Origin of the sequence: Caballeronia sp. GACF4, from assembly GCF_023631025.1 — a bacterium.
Classification (GTDB): Bacteria; Pseudomonadota; Gammaproteobacteria; order Burkholderiales; family Burkholderiaceae; genus Caballeronia.
Genome location: NZ_JALQDW010000036.1, coordinates 1 through 17,269, shown reverse-complemented (window position 1 = coordinate 17,269; position 17,269 = coordinate 1). Strand labels below are relative to the sequence as shown.

At 62.0% G+C, this 17,269-nt stretch carries 14 protein-coding genes and 1 pseudogene; 6 read left to right on the top strand and 9 right to left on the bottom strand.

Going from position 1 to position 17,269, the window contains the following annotated elements:
• Nucleotides 1–31: 31 nt before the first annotated feature.
• The gene (locus tag NCR40_RS28510; protein WP_250511433.1) at nt 32–1,186 is read right to left on the bottom strand and encodes an alpha/beta hydrolase; all 1,155 of its coding nucleotides are present in this window, start codon (nt 1,184–1,186) and stop codon (nt 32–34) included.
• Nucleotides 1,187–1,439: 253 nt separating this feature from the next.
• On the opposite strand from NCR40_RS28510, the gene NCR40_RS28505 reads away from it, so the two are divergent.
• Nucleotides 1,440–2,372 carry a DMT family transporter gene (locus NCR40_RS28505; protein ID WP_250511432.1) on the top strand — a complete coding sequence of 311 codons (933 nt, stop codon included), beginning with the start codon at nt 1,440–1,442 and terminating at the stop codon, nt 2,370–2,372.
• A 32-nt stretch (nt 2,373–2,404) separates the two neighbouring features.
• Here NCR40_RS28505 and panS read toward each other — a convergent pair whose 3' ends face one another.
• Nucleotides 2,405–3,373, bottom strand: a complete 969-nt coding sequence (gene panS, locus NCR40_RS28500) for a ketopantoate/pantoate/pantothenate transporter PanS (RefSeq protein WP_250511431.1) — start codon at nt 3,371–3,373, stop codon at nt 2,405–2,407.
• Nucleotides 3,374–3,605: 232 nt separating this feature from the next.
• Here panS and NCR40_RS31665 point away from each other — a divergent pair.
• Together NCR40_RS31665 and NCR40_RS28490 are read left to right on the top strand one after the other, a co-directional pair.
• Nucleotides 3,606–3,795 (top strand): annotated as a pseudogene (locus NCR40_RS31665) (helix-turn-helix transcriptional regulator); the annotation flags it as partial.
• Between the two features lie 121 nt (nt 3,796–3,916).
• The gene (locus NCR40_RS28490; protein WP_250511430.1) at nt 3,917–5,245 is read left to right on the top strand and encodes a type II toxin-antitoxin system HipA family toxin; all 1,329 of its coding nucleotides are present in this window, start codon (nt 3,917–3,919) and stop codon (nt 5,243–5,245) included.
• Here the strand turns inward: NCR40_RS28490 and NCR40_RS28485 are convergent.
• The 4 genes from NCR40_RS28485 to NCR40_RS28470 form a co-directional block, all read right to left on the bottom strand.
• Nucleotides 5,242–6,561: a PQQ-dependent sugar dehydrogenase gene (locus NCR40_RS28485; protein ID WP_244831961.1), complete on the bottom strand. Its 1,320-nt coding sequence runs from the start codon at nt 6,559–6,561 to the stop codon at nt 5,242–5,244. The two genes, NCR40_RS28490 and NCR40_RS28485, sit on opposite strands and share 4 nt — an antisense overlap.
• The gene (locus tag NCR40_RS28480; RefSeq protein ID WP_250511429.1) at nt 6,557–7,000 is read right to left on the bottom strand and encodes a DUF2231 domain-containing protein; all 444 of its coding nucleotides are present in this window, start codon (nt 6,998–7,000) and stop codon (nt 6,557–6,559) included. Before NCR40_RS28480 ends, NCR40_RS28485 begins: the two co-directional genes overlap by 5 nt.
• A gap of 202 nt (nt 7,001–7,202) precedes the next feature.
• Entirely contained in the window at nt 7,203–7,961 is a 759-nt protein-coding gene (locus NCR40_RS28475; RefSeq protein ID WP_250511428.1) for a flagellar brake protein, read from the bottom strand.
• A gap of 221 nt (nt 7,962–8,182) precedes the next feature.
• Nucleotides 8,183–9,892 (bottom strand): dihydroxyacetone kinase family protein, encoded by a 1,710-nt coding sequence (locus NCR40_RS28470; RefSeq protein ID WP_250511427.1) that lies wholly within the window; start codon nt 9,890–9,892, stop codon nt 8,183–8,185.
• 150 nt (nt 9,893–10,042) lie between these two features.
• On the opposite strand from NCR40_RS28470, the gene NCR40_RS28465 reads away from it, so the two are divergent.
• The 3 genes from NCR40_RS28465 to NCR40_RS28455 all read left to right on the top strand — a co-directional run bounded on the left by NCR40_RS28465 (nt 10,043) and on the right by NCR40_RS28455 (nt 12,062).
• Nucleotides 10,043–10,552 (top strand): DUF6622 family protein, encoded by a 510-nt coding sequence (locus NCR40_RS28465; RefSeq protein WP_244831823.1) that lies wholly within the window; start codon nt 10,043–10,045, stop codon nt 10,550–10,552.
• 90 nt (nt 10,553–10,642) lie between these two features.
• The gene (gene yghU, locus NCR40_RS28460) at nt 10,643–11,515 is read left to right on the top strand and encodes a glutathione-dependent disulfide-bond oxidoreductase (protein WP_250511426.1); all 873 of its coding nucleotides are present in this window, start codon (nt 10,643–10,645) and stop codon (nt 11,513–11,515) included.
• Between the two features lie 94 nt (nt 11,516–11,609).
• A complete protein-coding gene (locus tag NCR40_RS28455; protein WP_250511425.1) occupies nt 11,610–12,062 on the top strand; it encodes a DUF4174 domain-containing protein in 453 nt (150 codons plus the stop codon).
• Nucleotides 12,063–12,126: 64 nt separating this feature from the next.
• Here the strand turns inward: NCR40_RS28455 and NCR40_RS28450 are convergent, their stop codons facing one another.
• From NCR40_RS28450 to NCR40_RS28440, 3 genes are read right to left on the bottom strand one after another with little or no spacing between them, the layout of a single operon-like run.
• Nucleotides 12,127–15,606: an ImcF-related family protein gene (locus NCR40_RS28450; protein ID WP_250511424.1), complete on the bottom strand. Its 3,480-nt coding sequence runs from the start codon at nt 15,604–15,606 to the stop codon at nt 12,127–12,129.
• Entirely contained in the window at nt 15,603–16,874 is a 1,272-nt protein-coding gene (locus tag NCR40_RS28445; RefSeq protein WP_250511423.1) for a KPHS_23130 family T6SS system protein, read from the bottom strand. The genes NCR40_RS28450 and NCR40_RS28445 overlap by 4 nt, the downstream gene beginning before the upstream one ends.
• 2 nt (nt 16,875–16,876) lie before the next feature.
• Nucleotides 16,877–17,134 carry a PAAR domain-containing protein gene (locus tag NCR40_RS28440; RefSeq protein ID WP_284503508.1) on the bottom strand — a complete coding sequence of 86 codons (258 nt, stop codon included), beginning with the start codon at nt 17,132–17,134 and terminating at the stop codon, nt 16,877–16,879.
• Nucleotides 17,135–17,269: the final 135 nt, after the last annotated feature.

Here is a 17,269-nt window from a genome sequence, read left to right as displayed (position 1 = left end):
CCGTCCCGCGTGCGAATCACATCACCCGCGCTTACTGACCTGTGCCAAAAGACTGCTGCAAGCGCGTCCCCGCATACTGCTGCGCATCTTTCGCCTTCTGCACCACAGCCGCCGTGCCGAAGAACTCGTGCGTCACGCCGTCATAGACGCGACGATCGACCGGCCCGTTCACCGCTGCAATCGCCTTCTGCAACTGCGCGCCATCGTCACGCAAAGGATCGATACGCGCGTTGATGATGGTGACCGGCGGCAAGCCCGCGAGATTGGCGTGAACCAGGTCGAGACGCGTGTCCTGCTTGTCGGCCGGCGTGCGCAAGAGCTTGTCGAGGAACCACGCGATCATCGGCTTGTTGAGCGGCTTGGCCACTGCGTTCTCGATATACGACTCCGTGTTCATGCTGCCCGTTTGCGCCACCGGATACACGGCGATCACGGCAAGCGGCTTCGGCGCATTCGCATCGCGTGCGGCGATGGCCGTCGCGACCGCGAGATTGCCACCCGCGCTTTCGCCCGCGAGCGCTAGCTTCTTCGGGTCGCCGCCAAGCGAAGCGGCGTGGCTTGCCACCCACTTGTACGACGCGAAGGCGTCATCCCACGCGGCGGGAAAGCGCGCCTCGGGCGCACGCCGGTAATCGACCGATACGACGATTGCATTGGCCGCCTTCGCAAGCCCACGCGCGCCGCCGTCATAGACCTTGCGGTCCGCGATCACCCAGCCGCCCCCATGAAAATACGTCACGACGGGAAACGGGCCATTGCCTGCGGGCTTGTACACCGTCGCGGGCAAGCTGCCGGCCGCGCCCTGCACGGTAATGTCGCGGCTCGTGACGCCCGGCACCAACGCTTGCGGCGAAGTGCTGCGACCCTGCGTCTTCAGCACGGAGTTGACGGCATCGGCGATAGTAGGTTGAGCGCGCGCCGTCGGCACATCGACCTTCTCGATGGCCTTCGGATCGAGTGCCGCATAAGCGTCGAGCACGGTCTTCATGTCGTCGTCCGCGCGCACGGCCGCGGTTGCATTGGCGACCGCGTTCGCCACGGGTGACGGCTTGTCCGGTGCGCTGTTGCATGCTGCAAGAGAGAACGACAAGCAAGCAGCCACACCGAATGCGGCACGACGCATGAGTTTCGGGGCGGGCGTTCGAAGGGCGGGTCGGACGTTATGATCGAGGTCGAGGTCACGCATAGGTGGGCTCCGTAGGCAGTCCGCGCGTGGGTTCGCGAGAATGTCTTCGCGAATGTGCAAGACGCGGCTAATGCTATTTTTGTGAGAGAAAGTGCTCGTCATGCGAAGGCTTTCAACAGTGCCTTAGCTCGTAAGCAAGAGCAGACGTTGTTCCCGGCAAAGCCATGCGTGGAAGGCTTTAAACCGTCCACGTCTTGTCGAACGCGCGTTTGCTCCGGTCGCAGGACGATCAAAACCTAAGGGGAAGCGAGACATGGCACAGGGGCCGAACGCGCATCGCGTCACGCAGGAAGCAGCGCAAGATGGCGGACGCTGGCTTGCCATCGGCGGTCCGATCGTCTTTTTGCTTTTGTGGTCCGCGGGCTTTCCCGTCGCCAAGACCGGCCTGCACTACGCCTCGCCGCTCACGTTTCTCTCGATACGCTTTGCGCTCAGCATTGCGGTGCTCATCGGCGTGTGCGTGTTCAGACGGCCGCTCTGGCCAAGCGACATGCGAAGCTGGCGTTACCTGGTCGTCATGGGCCTGCTCGTGCAGGTGATGTACTTCGGCCTCAGCTATCTGTCGATGACAGCGGGCATTGCAACGTCATGGCTTGCGCTGATCGTTTCGTTGCAGCCGATACTCGTGAGCGTGCTTGCGCCATCGCTGACCGGTGAGCGTATTGGCGTGCGGCAATGGCTGGGCTTGATACTCGCGCTTGGCGGCTCGGCCGGCGTGATCCTGTCGCGCGGCACGCTGCACGCATCGGCACTCGGGCCGGTATTGCTCGCGGTGGGCGCGCTAATCGGCATCACGGCCGCGATGTTGTACGAGAAACGCGCGGGCACGGCACAGGACCCGCTCACGTCGAACCTCGTTCAATATGCAGTGGGCTTCGCGTGCTGTGCGCCGATGGCGTTCTTCTTCGAGCGCACGGAAGTGCAGTGGAACCCGACGCTCGCCGTCACGCTCGCTTATCTCGTGATCGGCAACTCGCTGATCGCGATCACGCTGCTGCTCGCATTGACACGCGCCGGAAAGGTGTCGCAAGTAGCGGCGCTGTTCTTCTTCGTGCCGCCCGGCGCGGCAATCATGTCGTACTTCATTCTCGGCGAAGTGTTGCCGACAATGGCCTGGTGGGCGATGGGCGTCGCCGTTCTCGGTGTGGCCATAGCGACGTGGAAAGGTCGGGGCGCCAAAAACTAGCGCGCCTCGAAGCGCACCACGCATCGTGCAAGTCAGTTTCGTTTTGCAGCGACGACCGCGGCCGTATCCGTATCCGTATCGCGTGTCGAACCCTTCGCCGGACGGCCGGCCCAATAACCCGCGAGCATCGAGCCCGAGAGGTTGTGCCACACGGAGAACAGGGCGCCGGGCAAGGCCGCTATCGGCGTGAAATAAAGCTTGCCGAGCGTAGCCGCGAGCCCCGAATTCTGCATGCCCACTTCGATAGCGAGCGTGCGGCACACGGCCTCGTCGAAGCCGAGCAAGCGGCCGCCCCAATAGCCGCTCAGGAGCCCGATGCCGTTATGCATCACCACGCCGAATGCGACCACGAGTCCGACCGACGCAATACTCTTCTGCGTCCCGCCGACCACGGCGGCAATGATGAGCAGAATAGACACCATCGACACGAGCGGCAGCAGCCATTCGATCTTGCGCACGAATTTCTCGAACAGATGATTCACGATAAGTCCGACCACGATAGGCAGCGCGACGATCTGCAGGATGCTCATCAACATGCCGTGGACATCGACGGAGATCGATGCATCGACATAAAGGCGCGTGAGCAGCGGCGTCGCGAACACGCCGACGAGTGTCGAGAGCGCGCTGATGGTCACCGACAAGGCGACGTCGCCGCGCGCCAGATAAATCATGACGTTGGACGCCGTGCCGCTCGCCACGCTGCCAACCAGCACCATGCCCGCCGTCAGATCGGGCGGCATGTGCAACGCCTTCGCGATAACCCATGCGGCAAGCGGCATGACGAGGTAATGCAGCACGATGCCCGCGATTACCGGCGCGGGGCGCGTGAAGACGCGCCGGAAGTCGTCGACGGAGAGCGTTACGCCCATCGACAGCATGATGATGGTCAGGAGCGTGGTGACATGCGGCGCAATGCCCGTGACGGACGAAGGCGAATAGTAGGCGGCAACGGAGACCAGAACGGCCCAGAGCGGAAACAGGCGGGTGATGCGGGCAAGCATGAAAGGCGGTCCTTGAATGTCGTGGCGTGTCGTGGTCTGTCGATGCGGGCGAAAAACGTCGAATTTTAACCGGCACGGGCTAAGGTTTTCTGAAAATGCTTAATTGGGTCAGACTTTTTCGAAAAACAGGTTTTAGGCTGTTTTTACTATTTACAGTCTAAAACTTGTTTTTTGCTTTAACAGGTCATAAACTGTATAACCGCTTAACAGTCTTAAGACTGTAGGGATCTTCGTGGACTATCCGGTAAAGACGCTCAGCCAATTGCGGCCCATCCTCAAAGGATTTCGCAAAGCCGCCGGGCTGACTCAGGCAAGCATGGCCGCGCAATTGGGCGTGACGCAGCAGACCTATGCGCAACTGGAAGCCAATCCCGCTGCGGCAAGCATGGAGCGCATGTTCAAAGTCTTGCGCGTGCTGGGCGTCGAGATGATGCTGACGGATGGCGTCATAGCGGACGAAGCCCCGCCCATCACGAAGAAAATCGCGGCGAAGGCAACGTCGGCGCGGGCCAGAGCCGCGAAAAAGCGGGAGAACTGGTAAGCATGGCGCGCCGCACCGACCCGAACCGGCTCGATCTCTGGATGAACGGATTGCCCGTCGGCCACTGGGAATCCAGCACCGGTGGCGAGCGCCTCGTCTATCGCGATGAGTGGATTGCCGACCCGCAAGGCCGTCCTCTCTCGCTGTCGCTGCCGTTCACGCCGGGCAATCAGCCGTATCGCGGGCAAGTGGTCGCGAACTTTTTCGACAACCTTCTGCCCGACAGCGAGCCAATCCGCCGTCGCATTGCCATGCGTTATCGAACGGGCGGCACGGCGCCGTTTCAGCTGCTCGCACAGTTGGGTCGCGACTGCGTCGGCGCCCTTCAAATGCTGCCGCCCAGAGAGACGCCGGTCGATCTCGAAAGCATAACGGGACGCGCGATGAGCGAATCGCAGATCGCCCGGCTGCTGCGCGAGACGACCGCCACGCCGCAACTCGGGCAACACGAACCGCTCGATGACCTGCGTCTCTCGATAGCAGGCGCGCAAGAAAAGACCGCCCTGCTTCGGCGCGGCAAGCAGTGGCTACTGCCCGAGGGCAGCACGCCGACCACGCACATCTTTAAATTGCCGCTTGGGCTCGTCGGCAACATGCGAGCGGACATGCGGACATCGGTGGAGAACGAATGGCTTTGCTCGAAGATCGTCGCGGCATTCGGGCTGGCTATCGCGCGGTGCGAGATCGAAGTCTTCGAAGATCAGAAAGTGCTCGTCGTCGAACGGTTCGATCGCCGTCTGTCGAGCGACAAGCGCTGGATTTTGCGGCTCCCGCAAGAGGATATGTGTCAGGCCACCGGCACGCCCGCGCTACAAAAGTACGAAGCGGATGGCGGACCGGGAATCGGCCATGTCATGGAAGTGCTGTCGGGCTCGGGGCGCGCGGCCAACGACCGGCGCGACTTCTTCATGGCGCAGTTGGTTTTCTGGCTGCTCGCCGCCACCGATGGTCACGCGAAGAACTTCAGCATCGCGCATCTGCCCGGCAATCGTTATGAATCGACGCCGCTTTATGACGTGCTGTCCGCGCATCCGATCATCGGACGGGGACGCAATCAGCTTGCCGCGCAGCGCGCGAAACTCGCCATGGCCGTGCATGGCAAGAACATTCATTACGTCATCGCCGAGATTTTGCCGCGTCACTGGATCGCGCAAGGGCGCACAGTCGGACTCGCCGCGCCGGAAGTCGAAGCGCTGATCGCCGAAGTCACGGCGCGCACCGAACAAGTCGTCGATGAAGTCGCGAGCGTGCTGCCCCGCGACTTCCCGATGGACATTGCCGAAGCGATTTTCAACGGCATGCGGCGTCTCTGCAACAAGCTCGCAGGCTAGCCGCCCGCGCCCGTCACGCGCCACACGGTATTGCCGGCATCGTCCGCAAAGACGAGTCCGCCGTCCTTGTCCTGAGTCAGGCCGACAGGCGCGCCGCGCAGTTCCTTCTCATCATCGGAAACGAAGCCTGTTACCACGGGCTTGGGCGTGCCTACAGGCTTGCCGTTCTCGAACGCGATATACGTCACCGCATACCCCGACAGCGGCGAGCGATCCCAACTGCCATGCTCGCCGATAAACACGCCGCCGCGATACTGCGCCGGCAAATTGCTGCCCGTATAGAACATCAGCCCGAGCGGCGCGACGTGCGAACCGATTGCGTAATCCGGCGGAATAGCCTTTGCGACGAGATCCGGACGCTGCTCCTTGACGCGCGTATCGACATGCTGGCCGTAGTAGCTATAAGGCCAGCCATAGAAAGCGCCATCCTTTACCGAAGTCAGATAGTCCGGCACGAGGTCCGCGCCAATCTCATCGCGTTCGTTGGCCACGGTCCAGAGTTGCCCCGTCTTCGGTTCCCATTGCAAGCCGGTCGGGTTGCGAATGCCTGCCGCAAAGATACGGCTCGCGCCGGTCGCGACATCCACTTCGAGCACGTTCGCGCGCCGATACTCCACGTCGAGTCCGTTCTCGCCGACGTTGCTGTTCGACCCGACGCCCACATAAAGTTTCTTGCCATCGCGGCTTGCGAGCAGCGCCTTGGTCCAGTGATGGTTCACGCGATCAGGCAGATCGGCGAGCTCGACGCCTTCCGCCGAGATGCTCGTTTCGCCCGTCTTGTAGGGGAACTTGAGCAGCGCGTCCGTATCGGCGACATAGAGCGTGTCGCCTATCAACTGCATGCCGAAGGGCGAATGCAGATGGTCGATGAACACGTGCTTTTCCCATTCCCCGCTGCCATCGCCACGCTTTCTGAGCAACGTGATGCGGTTCGCGCCCTTCGATTCCTTGCCTGAGCGGCTCTGGACCATGCCCGCGATCAACTGCTTCGGCGTGGTGACCGGCTCCGCGTTCGGGCTGCCCGATTCGGCCACGAGAATGTCGCCATTCGGAAGCGCATACACCTGCCGCGGATGCTCGAGGCCGGACGCGATCTTCTCGATCTTCAGTCCGTCCGCGACCTTGGGCGTTTCGTTGTCTTTCCAGCCCGCGAACTTCGGGACTTGCATCGGCGGAGTAAAGAAGCTCTTGGCGGTAGGCAGTGGCGGATTCGCGCCAGCCTGATGCGCGCTGTCGTATTCGGCGTGCTCGTTGCATCCCGCAAAGAGTGCTGCAATAGAGAGCGCGATCACGCTCGTCAAAGTGGTTTGCTTAATCACGAGCCGCCTCCTGGAAGCCGAATTTGTCGAAGGCAAGCGCTATATGTCCAACGCTCAACAGCACCACGGTGATAACCGAAAGAACCACGCCGAGCGGCACGATTCCATAACCGTCGCGGCTATGCACGAACGCGTTGACGACCGCCGCGATGATGCCGAGCAGGTTGAGCCAGAAGTCGAGCTTCTCGGTGCGCGTGACGACGTGGCGTGAGCCGAACCACACATGCCCGAGATTGATGAAGCGCGGAATGATCGCGAGGATGAGCCCCGTTGTGACGAGCCACGCGGCGCCCTTCGCCCAAAAAACGTTGGCGGTGATGACGAAGATGATGTCGAAAATCAGCGTCCCGACGAAGAGTCCGTAGGGAATGGGATTGAGTAAATCGAAGAGGGCTGTCGCCGTCCGCGATCGATATCTCAGGCTGGTCGTGCTCATGAGTGAGTACCCCAAAAAAGATTAGGCAGTGGGCCGTGCATCGGTTGCGGAAGGCGGCGTGCATTGCCTTCTGACTCCGTATGAACAGCACATCACATGCCCGATTTTGGGGAACGCTTACATGATCGATTAGACAACGTGCACGCTCGCCACTTTGCAAGCGTGCCGTCAGGTGACAGTCGGCTATCGGTGTGTCACGGATTCAGAAGCCGCGCCCGAGATGCTTCAGTTCGAGCTGCGTAATGGTTCGCTGCAAGGCGCGTTCAGCGCAGCCGCTCAGGTCGATGAAGCGGCAACCGAGAATCGCGCGGCGCTCGCCGGTCTGCATGAGTTTGTAACGCGGCGCGGCGATCTCGAGGTCGACGCTCACTTCGCCGAATGGGCCCATCCGCAGGGTGACGCCTCGCCAGACTCCGCCACGTTCGGCGGTTTCGAAGCGGTCATCGGAGACACGCAAGGCCACGCCGCCGAGCGAAAGGTTCTTTACGTCGAAGTGGAAGACATCGCCGGCTTCGTCACGCCCGTGCGCGACGAACGGATTAACGAGTGGCGTCTCGACCCGGTAATACTGCCGCCGCTGCACGTAATACAGCAGCGTGGGCATCGGCGCTTCGAACGCGGGACGGCCATCGAAAAGCACTTTTACGGCCGGCCCGGTCGTGAATTCCGTCTGGATGCCCGATGGCTGGCTGCGCAACGTCAGGGCGTCCGCGCGGGCAAGCGCGGCATTGCTGGAATCCGAGCAGCCGAGATCGAAGACAAAGCGCGCGCTGCGCGAATCGACGTCAAGGACCTGCGTCACGATCTGCCCGCCTTCGAATTCCACGGTGAGAAAGTCGCCGCGCGACAGAAGGCTGCGCAGGCAAAGCGCAATCTGCAACGGATGGCGCTGCGCATAGCATTCGTCGATAAGGGTCGCGGTACGGTCGGCGTCGAGACTCGGGAGGGTGGCGGCAATCATCTTGTTATCCGTGCGTTGTCTGGTTTTTATTAGCGCCAAGCCTCTCAGGTTGCTAGCGCTACGGTGCACACCAGACAATGCAGAGACCATGCCAATTGCGGCGCACGGGCCGCCGATCGCCTGCAAGCCGCGCCGGGCAACGCTCGGGCGGCATGAGGAAACCAAAGCGATGGGCGCTTGCTACGTTACGCGGACCTCGCGTTACGGCCGCGCGCGGCGGATCACCGCACGCCGATATGCGCCGCGAGCGCGTGGAGCCAGTACGTCACCGCGACCGCGCCGCCATCGGGCGAACCCACGGCGCGCTCGCCCAGATAGCTTGCGCGACCCGCCCGAGGCGTCATGCTCGCCGTGGCCTGCGCGCCCTCTTCAGCGGCCGATAAAGCCGCTTCCCAGGCGTCTCGCGCGGACTTTCCTTCGTTCAATACCGCTTCGAATGTCGCCGATGCGGGGAACAGCGCGTCGAGCATGGTGCGGTCGCCCGCCTTCGCGCCGCCCAGGTCGCTGATGGCCTGCACCGCTTCCCTGAACGCGGCGGCCCAATCGGCCGGCTTCGGTTGCGCGACTCCCGCGAGATGGCGCGACGCGCGCAAGAGCGCCGTCGCGTAGAACGGGCCGGAGCTTCCCGCTATCGCCCGGCGCAAGGACGCCCCGAGCGCGGCAAGCGCGCCGTCCGGCGTGCCGAGCGCCGATCCCGGCACGCCGAGGATCGCGTCCGCCGCGCGTTTCATGCTCGCACCGAGATCGCCGTCGCCGGCGAGGGAATCGAGTTCGGTCAGGCGCGGTTCGTTGTCGATCAGCGCACGCGCCACCGACTGAAGCGCCGGCTCGATGACCCGCGCCCAGCCGCCGTCGCTTTCCTGCGCGATTCCGGGCCGCTCCGCGACGGTATCCGCTGCCATGGCGATACGGATTTCCCGTCCGACCGCGCCGCCGCCCGGCCACGCGCGCGCTTCGGTCGCGGCATCGATCAGACCGAGCGTCGCGTCATCGACACGCAACAGCGAAACGGAGCAGCCCGGCATATTGAGCGCCGACAGCAGCGTGCCCGACCATGCGCGCTCGACGTGAATCTCGCGCCGCGACAGATTGTCGAAGGCGGCGCGCAACACGACATCCAGTTCCATTTGCGGCGTCGCGCCAAGGCCGTTCACGAGCAGTGCGACGCGCTCGCCGCTTTCGAGCGCGAGATCGTCGATGATATTCGTGAGCAGAACGTCGGTCAGTTGGTCGGCGGGCAGCGGCGCGGTGCGCTCCACGCCCTTTTCTCCGTGGATGCCGAGACCAAGTTCGATCTCGTCGTCGGCGAGCGTGAAGCTGGACTTTTCGACACCCGGCAGCGTGCAGCCATCGAGCGCGACGCCCATGGTGCCGAGATTGGCCGCCGCATGGCGCGCGATCGCCGCGACCTCTTCGAGCGACGATCCGCGCGAGGCGGCCGCGCCTGTGACCTTGTGGACGAGCACGGTTCCCGCGATACCGCGCCGCTGATTGCGCGCGGCCTGTTTGCGCAGCGAGACGTCGTCGGCCACGATGACCACTTCGACCGGAATGCCTTCCGCGCGCGCCAGTTCCGCCGCGAGACCGAAGTTAAGGCGGTCGCCCGTGTAGTTCTTCACGATCAGCACCGCGCCGCGCGGACCGGCACAAGCGCGGATCGCGGCGAGCACGGCATCCGTGGGCGGCGAGGTGAAGACTTCACCGCATACCGCCGCGCTCAGCATGCCCGCGCCGACATAGCCGCCGTGTGCGGGTTCGTGACCGCTGCCTCCGCCCGAGATGACGGCGACCTGCCGGTCCTTCGCTTCGTGCTGCGCACGCTGCACGATCACGTTTTCATTGCCGAGGATGGCTAAGTGCGGCGACTGCCGCGCGACGCCTTCGAGCATCTCGCGCACGACATCGGCGGGATCGTTGATGAGCTTCTTCATGGCAGTCTCCTTGACGCGTTCGAGCGATGGCGACCATGTTAAACGACCGCGCCGCGAACGCTCGCGCGCTCTCATTCTTCTCTAATTCAGCCGCTCTACGATGCCTTCATCTGCTCGACAACGAATCATCCGACTGAAGGAGAAACGAAAATGACACTGCAAATGATCGTTCATGGCACGCCGGTCTGGGTCTGGCTGCTGCTGGCTTATCTGATTTCGCGCGGCGTGAAGGCAATGAAAGGCGGTACCACGCCGCTGTCCAAGCTGGCGATCATCCCGCTGATCTTCGCGGGCTTCGGCCTCGTGCATTTGGCTCACAATCCGCACGCGAGCCTCTTTGCGGTGAGCGCATGGATCGTCGGGATTTTTGCGGGCATCGCGGCGGGCGTGTTCAACGCGACGCGCACGCGCTTTTCCGTCGATATGGTGGCGCGCACCGTCACGCTGCCGGGTTCGGTCGTGCCGCTCTTGCTGATCCTCGCCATCTTCGCCGCCAAGTTCTGGCTCGGCTTCGAGATGGCAACGGTGACGGATGCGGCGCTCCTCGGAACCTATGCGTCCATCGACGCACTCGTGTCTGGCGTCGTCGCCGGGATGTTCGCGGGACGCTTCATCACGTACTGGAAAGCGCTGCAGGCGCACCGCTTCTTGCACGCTTGAACGGCCGAGCCTCCTTCGTGTCGAGCAGGTTTTTACCCGACCTGCTAACCTCGGGCGACATTGAAAACCTGACGCGAAGGAGGCTGCAGCATGAGCGATTCACCCGAATACGTACCGCCCAAGGTCTGGACCTGGGACAAGGAAAGCGGCGGGCAGTTTGCAAGCATCAACCGTCCAATCGCGGGGCCGACGCATGACAAGGATCTACCGGTCGGCAAGCATCCGCTGCAGCTTTATTCGCTTGCCACGCCCAACGGCGTCAAGGTCACGGCGATGCTGGAAGAACTGCTCGCCGCGGGTCACAGTGGCGCGGAATACGATGCCTGGCTCATCAAGATCGGCGACGGCGACCAGTTCGGCAGCGGCTTCGTCCAAGCCAATCCCAATTCGAAGATACCCGCGCTGATCGACCACAGCGGCCCCAAGCCCGTGCGCGTGTTCGAATCCGGCGCCATCCTCCTGTATCTCGCGGACAAGTTTGGCGCATTCGTGCCGACCAGCGCGGCGGAACGCGCCGAGTGTTTCTCGTGGCTTTTCTGGCAGATGGGCAGCGCGCCGTATCTTGGGGGCGGCTTCGGTCACTTCTATGCTTATGCTCCGAGCAAGATGGAGTATCCGATCAACCGCTTCGCCATGGAGGTGAAGCGTCAGCTCGACGTGCTCGACCGGAGGCTTGCGGAGAGCCGGTACATTGCGGGCGACGAATACACCATCGCTGATATCGCCATCTTTCCGTGGTACGGCGGTCTCGTGAATGGCTGGATTTACAGTGCCGCCGAGTTTCTCGCCGTGCATGAATACGAGCATGTGCGACGTTGGGCCGATGCGATCGGCGCGCGTCCCGCCGTGCAACGCGGCCGCATGGTAAACCGGACCTTCGGCGAGCTTTCGAGCCAGTTGCATGAGCGGCATGATGCTGGCGACTTTGAAACGAAGACGCAAGACAAGCTCGCGGTTAAGTAGATTTTTGGTCAAGTGCTTGCGCACGCTTGAAAGGCTGTAACGTCGTTGGCGCGCTTCCTGCGTGCACGGAAACAAACCGCACAGGAAGCCGCCAATGAACCGCTATCTCATTCCCGCAACCGTAGCTGCAAGCCTGCTCTTGGGCGTGATCAATACCTCGCAAGCAGCCGGAAGCGCTGCAATATCTTCCATCGAACAGTACACATGGCATAAGCGTCTGCTCGTCGTCTTCGCCGATGACGTCAGTTCCGCCGCATTCGCGAAGCAACGCGCATCGGTTCAGGATGCGAGCGATGGCTACACGCAACGCGACCTGCAAGTGATCGAAGTAATCGGCAACGACGTGCAAGGCGCAAGCGATTCCGCCGATGCATTGCGTCGACGATACGGCGTCAAACCCGGCGCGTTTCGCGCGGTGCTCGTTGGCAAGGACGGCGGCGTGAAGCTCGAATCGCGCGAGCCGATTGCATCGCGCGAATTATTCACGACCATCGACGGCATGCCGATGCGTAAGCAAGAGGCAGCGGGTAACGCGCCGAAGTCGTGATCGCCGTGTGATCCATGCATGCTGAAGTCTTCTTACGCTTCGTGACCTGATCCCAGCGAAGTCGTCATTCTTTGTCCGGCAACGCGACGCCGATCTTCTGCGCGGCGGCAAGCGCGCCGGGCGGCAACGGTGGTGGCGTCCGCCCCGGCGATACAGATGCTTGCTTCGCCGCGCCTGACATGAAGATGCGCTCAGGCAGGGCGAAGTGCCGTAGCACAAGCACATCCAGCGGTCCAGCGCCCGTCTCCGCGCGAAGTTGAACCGACAGCGGCGGCGTAAGACTCTGATCCGGCGTCCACGAGAGCAGATAACGCGCGTTATCTTGTTGCGAGACCTTCGCACGTTCGAGCAGACGAATCAGCGCGAAACGCCCTTGTGCGTACATGGTCGAGCGCAAACCGCCTGCCTCGGTTTGCCATTGAAGTTGTGCGGTGTTGTCCAGGGCTTGCCCCGGCCATTCGAACGGCTCCCATTGCTCCATCTGATTGAAGTAGTGCAACTGTTGACCCGATGTCACCAGCGTCAAATCAGTGATGCCCGGCGTCGGCACGCCGCGTAGTTCATACCGCGCCCGCGCATCGCCAGAGGGAAACACGACCCTTGCTACGCGCGAGAGCTTGTTGAGCGCGACGAGAAACGCCGGATCAAGCATGAGCGTGCCTTGATTCACGCCTTGCGTGGCGACCCAGTGGTCGCCCTGACGTTCGATCACGCCCGCAAGCTGCGTCGTGACGAACTGCGCTATCACGCCGTTGTCCATGCGCATGAAGTGCGCCATATCGGGCAGCGATGCATCGTTGTCGGAGTCCGCAAACGGATAGCGGCCGCCGAAGCTGTGATTCCAGTCAGCAAGGATGGATGTGCGCCAGACTTCGTTCAGACTGGACGATGCCGGTTGCACGACCACTTGCCACGTCTGGTCAAGCGGGGCTTCGAAAAGCCGGCCGAAACCCGACCATTGTTCGCCCAAGCTCGCAGAGAGACGGCTCGCATAATCGCGACTATCGGCGATATCGGACGTTCTACCCTGTAGCACGGCTTGAGCGGCGACGCGCGACATGCCGTCGGGGTCGGGACTGGCCATCATTTGTTGCGTCTTCAGACGCATTGCGGTGACACGCTCAAGATAGCGAGCCAAGCTCAGATCGCTCACGAGTTGCAGCGTGGTTCTGGCATTGGCGGGTGCGTTGCTTGCGAACTCGCTGCCAGTCAGACGCAGAATAGGACCGAACGCGCTTGCCAGCGGCAAAAGTGATGGCTGCATCTGCTTGGACGGGTCCTTTTCGTCCTTGCCTACAAGATGTTGCGCCTTCGAAATCAGAGCGTCCGATATTGATTGCGTCGATGCGTCCGCACTTGCCTGAAAAACGAGAGCGTTCATCAGTGCGACCAGCGGCGAGCGTTGCGGGTCGCCGAGCAGCGTCAATTGATCGACCGTGCCAGATAACGACGAAGCGTTTTGCCAGCGAATGCTGTTCAAAAACTGCTGCCACGCGCGCGCGTAGTCATCGAAGTAACGTTGACGGAGTTCGGTTTTGAGCGTTGACGGCGCGGTGTTATCAAGTTTCGCGTCAGACAGCACCCAGTCGCCCGTCACCGCGCGCTGTTCGCTCGCCTCATCGATCGCCTTTGGGATGCGTTCGTCCCACGCGGCACGCGTAAAAACGCCCGGAACAGTCGCGCTCGTGTTGAACAAGCCTCGGCTTGGGTGATCGCCGAGCAAGGTTGCCAACGTCATCGGCGGATATTTCGGTTTCGTCTCGTCGATGATCTGCTGATAGATCGCGTCTGTCGAATTCTGGATGCCGCGCACGCCGATGATCGTCTGCCGCGTCGCCGCGACAAGCGTGATGTCAGGCGCGATGGCTGACGCCGATCCGCGCTTAAGGTGCCTCGCGTAAAACCAGACGGCCTGTTGGCGCAAGTCTTCCCAAGTGCCCGCCGTCACTGACGCATTCTGCGGACGCGCTGGCGCATTCGTCGTCAGCAACTGTGTGGCGATAAACGACGCGTCGGCATGCTCGGGATGGGCGAGCATCAAATACGCCTTGAGCGTGTCGTACGCGGCCTGGACCTGTGTGTTGCCACCGCTGGCGATTTCGGCATCGGACAGGGAAGCGAGTTGCTGAAGGCGAGATTCGAGTCTTGCCTTGATCGGATCGATCAGTACGCGCGAGGCGACGCTTTGATAAACCGGGGAAAGCGCTTCATAAAGAGCGGCGTCACGGTTCAGACCAAAACGAGCGAGCCACGGAGCGCCCAGCTGGCGGTGTATTTCAAGTGTGTCGAGTTGTTTGTCAAGAGCATCCAGGGCGAGCAAGGCTTGCGTCTGGTCGCGCGGCGAAGAAACCTTGCTCAACGTCGACGCAACGTCCCGCATGGTTGCGCGGTTCGACATGCCGGAAATTATCGAGCCGATAAACCATAGTACGGCGACAGCGCTGACGAGATATGCGGCCACACTCGACGACGAGAGGCCCACGCGCCTGCCGTAAGCTTTGCGACTGTGGTTCGCGATGGTTTGCCATAGCGTTCGATTCGACGCTTCGGGCACACCGGCGTGGTGGCGCGCGGCCTCGCGCGGATACTCTGTCGGTCCCGCGGGTATGTCCAGCGGTGTGAAGAAAAGCCCGCGAATAGCATCGTGCGACCGTGAAGCGCCTGTCACGAGATGCTTCAGCGATTCCCGTGCTGTGCTTATGTGCTGCGACAATTCCGCCAGATATCGATCTGCAGGGTTCTTCGACAGACGCATCACCCCGGCGTTTGCCAATTCGCCGGTGAGGTCATGTAGTGCCGAGCCGACGAAATCGGAAACCATACGCGAGTGCGACCAGGTAAGCCCGACCGGCGGCTCATCTGTATGAGACGGACTCGCCTGCAATGGCTCCGCATTCAGCAAATACACCGGAGCAGACCAGCGAAGCACGCGCGCGACACGTGCCAGCGCTTGCGAGACGCTTTGAACATCGAACATATCGTGGCCCGTCGCACGGGCGACGGTCAGTGCAACGACCGCGTCCACTGGACGGCGGCGGCGCAATCGGCGCAACGCGGCGAGATGCTGCACATCCGGGGCACTGTCTGTCTGCTTCGCGTAAAGAAGAACCGCGCCTCCCGCGCTGGCATACCCGAACTTGAAGAGCGTAGGCGCCACGCGCCGAACTACTTCCCCGTCGCCGACAACCAGGATCCAACGCTCGCGCCAACGCCAGCGCCAGCCGTGCTGCTCGACTAGCCATTGCCTGAGATCGCTGAAATCACCAACGCCTGGCTTCGTGGTCCCCTGCGCGGCGTCATCGGACGCACCGCCGTGTTTGAGCATCCAGTCTTTCACCGCGCGATAAGCCACGGCCGCACGCGACGCTTCGCTATAACTGAGCACGAGCCATAGCACGATGAAAATAGCGCACAGTGCTGCTATGACAGCTCCACGACTGTCAGCTGAGATCCCGACCCACTGAGGCCGTACCCAGACCAGCATGCCGGGCAAGATCACGAGGGATAGCGTGGCTAAAAAGTCTAGCTTGAATTTACGAGTCATTCGTCTTTCTGCTTATTACGGCTGTTTTGCACCACAGCCATATGAAAGTGTTCGCCGGCGCTACGGGCGACGAGTTGCGGCGCGCTCAACCGGTCCGCTCTGTTCGCCCCGCACGCTACGGCGAGCCAGTCGGCCGATCTCCCCGCTCGTCCCACCGTGCCGTCGAGATTGAATTCCGTCAGCGGATCTTCGCCTGCCTCACGCACGCCAACGTGGCTCAGGGATGAGTGCAAAGGCCCGACCGATTCGCCGTCGAATCCGGTCATCCAGACCGACTCCAACGACGGCGCGTCGGCTTTTGCCCATTGCAGCGCATGTGTGAGCGCGCTGTCGAGATGGGTCCGCGCCGAATTCAACGGGCGATGCATGTGCGCGACGGGCATGAGTCGATGCTCGGCCGCTAATCCATGCGAGGCCACGAGAAGCGCGACGCCCGCCTCGGCCTCGCCTGCGTTGGGCGCTCCATCCAACATGCTCTGAAGCGATACCGAAATCAGCAGGACCGCGTAGAGATGCAAGGCGCCACTCGTATCGTCGAGCCATTGATCGACCGTCATCAAATCAACGGGCACTGGCGTGTACGTCGTTTCCGCCTGACGCAACTCATGACGCGCCCATATGCCTTCCCAGGTTGTTTTTGCGTCTGCCTCTCCGATATAGCCCCCGATATCGAGAAAGACGCGCAGCGGAAAATCATCCGGAAGCGACCCGAGACGGTCCGCAAGTTCGCCGATAAGTTGGTCGAAGAGCCAGGACAGCAGCAGGCCGTGGCGCTCCTTGTCGTCGACGGCAAAGAGCGCGTCGTCTGGTTGGAGCCACCGCGCCGTTACCGATGCGTCCTCCATGAGCTCCGATGCCTGAGCCTCGAGTGTCAACGCGTTTTCTTCTATCTTTGTCACGAGTTTCGCTGTCTCGTCATCCGTTACGCGGATGGCCGTGGCGAGCACGGCCATCGGAATGCTTTCGCGTGCGAACAACTTCTCGTTGTACCGCTTTCGTGCCTCATTCCAGTCCCGCGCATCGAGACACTGCCTCTCGTGAATGCTGAACCGACGTGAAACGACAAACGCGGCGAGGCCCGTTGGATACAGCACAAGGCAAGTCCAGAACAAGGGCGTCTGCATTGGTTCTGCGCGCGGCCACAACGCCATCACGCCAAAGATTCCGGCGATAGCCAGGACGAAGAAGACCACCGTCCAGACTAACCTCGATGGCGGCTCGTCAGGTTCGGCGCGTTCCGGTGGAAGGTTATCCAGGTCCAGCGCCATGCTTAGCTTTTGCCGCTATTTGGAAGTGACGAGATCAGACGACAACCGCATTCGCAGCGGTCGTTGTGTTGCGCGATCTCCAAACCGTTATCGAAAGCCCCTGAGGTTGCCGAAGCAATACGGTTGTCACCGTGGCGGGGACACGTGACACGATCGTGCAGGCGCGCAACCGCGCGTCCCATGAAAACGCAGGTTGCTGAACCTTGCGTGACGGCGCCGTCGCCGGTATGGCGGTCGCCTATGCGAATAATTCCTGGCATGTCTGGTCCGAGGAGGAAATAATCAAGCGGTCATGGCTTACGCAACACATGGCCATGACCGCCACGTTCAAACACGGGCGGGAGGTCGCGGCGCGGGGTTCATGCCACGGTTGATCTGCGACGCGCGGCTTGCGT

Coding starts and splice junctions, on each gene's coding strand:
- NCR40_RS28510 (WP_250511433.1), bottom strand. CDS start 1,186: ATGCGTGACCTCGACCTCGATCATAACGTCCGACCCGCCCTTCGAACG.
- NCR40_RS28440 (WP_284503508.1), bottom strand. CDS start 17,134: ATGCCAGGAATTATTCGCATAGGCGACCGCCATACCGGCGACGGCGCC.
- NCR40_RS28475 (WP_250511428.1), bottom strand. CDS start 7,961: ATGATTGCCGCCACCCTCCCGAGTCTCGACGCCGACCGTACCGCGACC.
- panS (WP_250511431.1), bottom strand. CDS start 3,373: ATGCTTGCCCGCATCACCCGCCTGTTTCCGCTCTGGGCCGTTCTGGTC.
- NCR40_RS28455 (WP_250511425.1), top strand. CDS start 11,610: ATGAACCGCTATCTCATTCCCGCAACCGTAGCTGCAAGCCTGCTCTTG.
- NCR40_RS28450 (WP_250511424.1), bottom strand. CDS start 15,606: ATGACTCGTAAATTCAAGCTAGACTTTTTAGCCACGCTATCCCTCGTG.
- NCR40_RS28465 (WP_244831823.1), top strand. CDS start 10,043: ATGACACTGCAAATGATCGTTCATGGCACGCCGGTCTGGGTCTGGCTG.
- NCR40_RS28470 (WP_250511427.1), bottom strand. CDS start 9,892: ATGAAGAAGCTCATCAACGATCCCGCCGATGTCGTGCGCGAGATGCTC.
- NCR40_RS28490 (WP_250511430.1), top strand. CDS start 3,917: ATGGCGCGCCGCACCGACCCGAACCGGCTCGATCTCTGGATGAACGGA.
- NCR40_RS28480 (WP_250511429.1), bottom strand. CDS start 7,000: ATGAGCACGACCAGCCTGAGATATCGATCGCGGACGGCGACAGCCCTC.
- NCR40_RS28445 (WP_250511423.1), bottom strand. CDS start 16,874: ATGGCGCTGGACCTGGATAACCTTCCACCGGAACGCGCCGAACCTGAC.
- NCR40_RS28505 (WP_250511432.1), top strand. CDS start 1,440: ATGGCACAGGGGCCGAACGCGCATCGCGTCACGCAGGAAGCAGCGCAA.
- yghU (WP_250511426.1), top strand. CDS start 10,643: ATGAGCGATTCACCCGAATACGTACCGCCCAAGGTCTGGACCTGGGAC.